At 40.3% G+C, this 5132-nt stretch carries 4 protein-coding genes and 1 pseudogene; all 5 read right to left on the bottom strand.

What is annotated here, in order from left to right; translation table 11 throughout:
* Positions 1-645 precede the first annotated feature (645 nt).
* Positions 646-1626 (bottom strand): hypothetical protein, encoded by a 981-nt coding sequence (locus AACQ21_RS04565; RefSeq protein ID WP_258174187.1) that lies wholly within the window; start codon positions 1624-1626, stop codon positions 646-648.
* A gap of 759 nt (positions 1627-2385) precedes the next feature.
* A complete protein-coding gene (locus tag AACQ21_RS04555) occupies positions 2386-2541 on the bottom strand; it encodes a YoaH family protein (protein WP_105976691.1) in 156 nt (51 codons plus the stop codon).
* Between the two features lie 45 nt (positions 2542-2586).
* The gene (locus AACQ21_RS04550; protein ID WP_094163305.1) at positions 2587-3777 is read right to left on the bottom strand and encodes a conjugal transfer protein TraF; all 1191 of its coding nucleotides are present in this window, start codon (positions 3775-3777) and stop codon (positions 2587-2589) included.
* 60 nt (positions 3778-3837) lie between these two features.
* On the bottom strand, positions 3838-4722 hold the full coding sequence (locus AACQ21_RS04545; RefSeq protein ID WP_105976690.1) for a DUF2861 family protein: 885 nt from the start codon (positions 4720-4722) through the stop codon (positions 3838-3840).
* Positions 4719-5132, bottom strand: a pseudogene (gene vxrB, locus AACQ21_RS04540) (response regulator transcription factor VxrB); the annotation flags it as partial. The gene AACQ21_RS04545 and the pseudogene vxrB, both read right to left, overlap by 4 nt.

Below are 5132 nucleotides of genomic sequence, written 5' to 3'. Positions count from 1 at the left end.
AAATGGACATCCTTTGGTGAAATTGCAGTGAGTATGCAATAACGAGTATGCCTTATTTATCATCGTTGTGGTATCTCTGACGGGATGGAAAATAGACGAGGAGAACTGGTTTGGAACCAAAAATCGTAGAAATAACAAAGCCAGTTTAATACTGGCTTTGAGACACATTCATTTAAAAAGGGGTAGAAAAGTTATCAATGAGTGAGTCTATTTCTTATTTTCTGACATCTCTTTCTTAACCATGACCGCTGCAGCCACGATAAAAACGATGATTAATCCAAGCTCCATATAAAACCTCGATAAGTGTGTAAAATTAAAGGCTAAAATATAAACAACGCGATTCTAGCAGACTGGAAAAATATAGACAGCTTTTAACGTATTGCTAACGTTTTTAGCGACTCAGTTCAAAAAGAGCGTGAATACAGAAAAATGGTAATTTTCATCACATCCGTAACTCTAGATTGTTATATTCTCTTCCTACTTGAAGCTACAGCGGTGTTTAACAACGCACCGCCGAACTAAAAAATCCACTGTAAACACTTTCACTAAAGCCGCCACGCGTTGGCAGTCCCTCTTGAATGCTTGAATGTGTTTCAGATGCCACAACCCATTTTTATTTCGACCGACCTAATTGACCGCTCTGAACTAGATGTTACGTGCAATGGCCACTAGCTCGTCTTGGCAAATTTGCAACCAATATTTGAGAGTCTCTTGCAGCATTCTTACCTGATCACCGATACGGTTGACTTCTTTCAGCTCCTCGTCGGTGAGAGGTCGAGAAGGTAAATTCTCTGATAATGCAGTGAAGTAGTCTACCTGCATTCCACTAGAAGAATGGAAATTCATACCAAAACCGGTAACTGGATTCTCACTAGGATCGAAGTAATAGTTCCACATAGCAAGATCCTCGTTAATGTATTCAATGGTATTTTTACCGTACTTTTCGTTCATAAAGGTATCAATATCAGACAGGCTACCAGTAAGAAACATATTATATTCGTCGCTGGAGATTTCCACAGATGAATCAGTCAGCACACTAGAGAGTAATGCCATACGCATAATTGGAGAGACATCGCCTATGCCATTAGTCCAGTTAGAATACCATTCACTAGCAGTACCCCAATTATCCTGAAATTGCGTTACTAAAGCCCCGGGGCAACCAGAATTATTTTTCATAGAATCAGTAATTGTATAAGCAAAACTGTCCTTGGGTGCGTGGTCATGAATTTTGTTAAAAAGTCCAGGAAGGTCAGCAACAAATTCATTTTGATCATAGTTTTCATGAGAACCATGCATCCCTGAACCACCACATTCCATAAAACGTTGAAGGGCATCTTTTTCATCCGCTGTTAAATTGTAATCGTCAATGTGGATCAATACATCCATAAGCACTAGTTGAAAAGCGTCTTCTAACGCATACCCTGTTAATGGTGATGTTTTTGATATGTCTTCCCACATCGCTTCCATGGAATCTACAAATACACCTAAGCCCATAGCTTGCTGCTGTATCGCTTCAAGTCGAGCACTGCATGCTTCGATACCAGCCGCTAGTGTCAATGCAATAGCATCCTCAGGATTACGACCCACCATAGACTGGACAACTTGTTTTTGATGAGCCGCTACCATAGCCAGTACTTCAGAATCTGCTGATTGCTCATCGACTGATGCAATGGCAGGATCGATTTTTTCAAGGTCTTTCTGGACTTTCTCAATCGTTGCAAGGTAAGCCTCGACTGTTTAGGGACCGACTTGAGGAGCGTTCTGCTCAATGCCGCTGAGTTGAGCATTACTTATGTTATTGGTTATCATTCCGAGATTCCTAGACTAGATTTCATTCACTTAACGATATAACCATCAGTAAAAGCAGACAATAGACAACTCATAATCCCAGAAAAATCCTACATAAAATGGCTTTATTTCCTAAATCATGGAACTAAATTATCTGACCAGCTAAGTTCACTCAAATACTTAGACCAATGGCCAAGTTTTGCTACAAAACCGGTTAAACAGAACATCGCTGAAAGCACCAACACTCGAGAATATACGCTACCCACTTGTTCGTTGGTGAGCATTTGGATGATATCCCGGCGAAGTCTGTTAGAACACCGGCCTTCGGTACTTAGGTGCAAAAACCACATGATATTTACAATTCCATCGCGTGTGCGCTAAGCTCTCTTCGTCCCAATTGGGACCCCCTTTCAATTCTTAATTAACTCTTACAGTTGCCAGACCACAAGACGTTTTTATCAAATTGAAAGGGGTTATAACTGACTTATAGCCGTAAGCTTTACGGAACCCCCAGCCTAGCTGGGGGTTTTCTCGATACAAAAAAGCGTCCACTAATGAGTGAACGCTCTTATGCAATGGAAATAGTTAGGTTGAGAATTAATTCGTTTTATCTGCAGATTTTTCTGCTCTAATTTGGAATGCAACGATTTTTATGGCTTCTGCGGTACTGATACCTTGAGCCATTAGTTGTTGAATTTTCTCAACAGCTTCTTGCTGTTCTTGGTGAGATAAAGTAGGAATATCATCAAACATTTAAAAAGGCTCCGGTTGATTAGGAGCCTGACTATAAAGATCGAGTTAATAACTAGCAAGGAAATTTATGTAAGCTCCCATCGCATTATCGTTTGTATAGCTAGCTCCAATGTCCAGTTGGAAGAGATTGAGAGGTGAGATCCCTACCCCTGCTGTGATTGTTCCATCAACATTATCGTATGCTAAGTTCTTCTTATATCCTGCTCTTAATTTTAACTGACGCATGATATCGATTTCACCACCTACTCGAATCATCTGTGTATTGTCATTAAAATTAGTGTAGCGCTCTTCTTCATTAAGATCATAATCCACGCTTAATGTGGCATAGTCTGCAACAATGCCTACGCCTACTGTATAAAGTGGCCTCATTTGGTATGCGTAGCCAATATTGATGTCTCGTGTTTTACCGAATTGGCTCTTAAGACTCTTAGTGTAAGATTGAGTTTGAATGTCTCTCTTGACTAAATTGGTTGCGGAAAATCCAACTCTTAAAGGCCCATAAAACCACAATGCGCCGGCATCAAGGTTGAACATGGTTTCACCTTGGCCATTATCTCGTGCATCTTTGATATCGTAATCGGTTACGCTTGCTGAATATACATAGGTGTAGATGCGTTGAAGTTTAGGTGTTACACCAAAGGCAATATGTTGGCCTAAAAATGTTTGGTACTTGGCTAGCGAGAAACCCACTTCTGTTACCCCAACGGAAACAGCGTTCACTGCGCTGAGCTCTGCGTTTTCGACAGTTTGTAGCTCAGGAGTTAATGACGCAGTATTTTCGCCGCTGTAAATATCAGGAGTGACAAACGTTTCGGTATAGGCTTTGGCGAATAAATTAGCCGCTATAAATTGGTTAGGAATGGCAAAGGCGACAACACCGCCAATTTCGGCTTTTAGTTTATCATTTTGTAAATTATCTAAACTTTTCTGCAGCTGTTCAGTATTTGTGTAATCTTTTTTTTCTATGAAGCTTGAAATGCTGTCTAAATCATCGACCATGTGGTCTTCATCATTATAAGAAATTCCGAAACTGGGAACGATCATACCTAGGTCATCGTTACGACGATAAATAGCCACAAGTGCAGGGTTATAAAATGGAGCAGTGAGAAAGTTCGCAGATACAACCCCTACACCACCCATCGCATCCCCTCGCGCCTCTATTGCATAATTGGCTGCGAAGCTGAAAGAGGGTGTAAGTACGACTGCAAGTGGGAGTATTTTAATGAAATTTTTCATAATGTTATAAACGTGTCGTTTCCTTTGTGTCTATAACGGCACATTGTCTATTATCTTTAATTATTCATCTACTGAAACATCGTAGGTTTTACTGATTACTTGAGATTGCTCAATGATAATCGGCCCTTGCCAACGTTGTTGAGTCATTGATACCGCTAGTACATAACGGTCTGCAGCTAAATTAGTGATTTCAAGTTCATTAGGATACTCAGACTCGTAGCGTTGACTCCATATTTCAGAGTATTTTCCATCGATGTAATCATACAGCGATACATTGAGTTCAGGTAAAGGACAATATGGATTAAGTAGCGCTTTTTTTTCAATTTGCCATTGATCTTTCGAAGCCCAACGTACAATTTGCTTTGCTTTGGGTTCACCAAGCACAATCCATGCGCTCCAAGATTGCTGATCTTTGGCTGTTATATCAAGACGGTATAAACCCATTGTAATTTTACTATTGAGATTATAACGCTTTAAGTAATGTGTCTTTCCAGTGACGCTGTCACTCGAAGTGGTCGTTAATAAGCTATCGGTTGATAAACTTTTATCAACCCACTGCGCCAGCTTGATATCAGCAAGTGGTTTTTCAGCGTCCACTTCTATATCAACATGAAATGCATCTCTTCCTGGGCTCTGGATCTCTTGCCTATTAATGGTGATTGATTTAAGCCATTCAGGGAGTGGTTTTTTGTCTAAACTTTTACCGCAATCAACGGTTAATGATTGTAATAATAATTCATTGAGATGGCTCTGAATGTTTTTGTTATGTTCAAGCTGCCACACTTCGACAAGTGAGTTAAACATTGCTTCTAAATTATTATTTAAAAGATTCTGATGCGCTTGGGTAAGCGGTGTGATTTGATCAAACCACTCAACATTTTGTGCTTTGGTAGGAATAGTCACAAATGCTATGCCTACCAATAGTAAACGAGATTTCTGCATCACGCTTTCATCTTGTATCCAACACCGCGCAAGGTTTCAATCTCTAAGCCTGGAAGTTTTTGGCGCAATTGCAACACGTGGGTATCTACGGTTCTTGTCGTTGGAAAGTGGTTATAACCCCATACATGATCAAGCAATTCGTCACGCGTAAACACTCTCCCGAGATTGCTTGCTAAAAATAAGAGTAAGTCAAATTCAGTACGCGTTAAGGTAATTGAATCTTCTTTAAAAAAAACTTCTCTTGTGGCTTTATCAATAACAAGATTGGGTGTAACCACTTTCGTGTCATCCTGCCCTTCTGATTCTGGTGAACGAAGCTGGGCTCGAATTCGTGCAAATAATTCAGCCTCGGCAAAAGGCTTGGTTAAGTAATCATTTGCCCCCGCGTCCAATCCGGCCACTTTGTCTTTGAC

This window comes from Vibrio sp. V01_P9A10T6 (assembly GCF_963877065.1).
Taxonomy (GTDB): domain Bacteria; phylum Pseudomonadota; class Gammaproteobacteria; order Enterobacterales; family Vibrionaceae; genus Vibrio; species Vibrio anguillarum.
The sequence above is the reverse complement of the archived record's forward strand: the minus strand, read 5'-3'. Positions and strand labels throughout refer to the sequence as shown.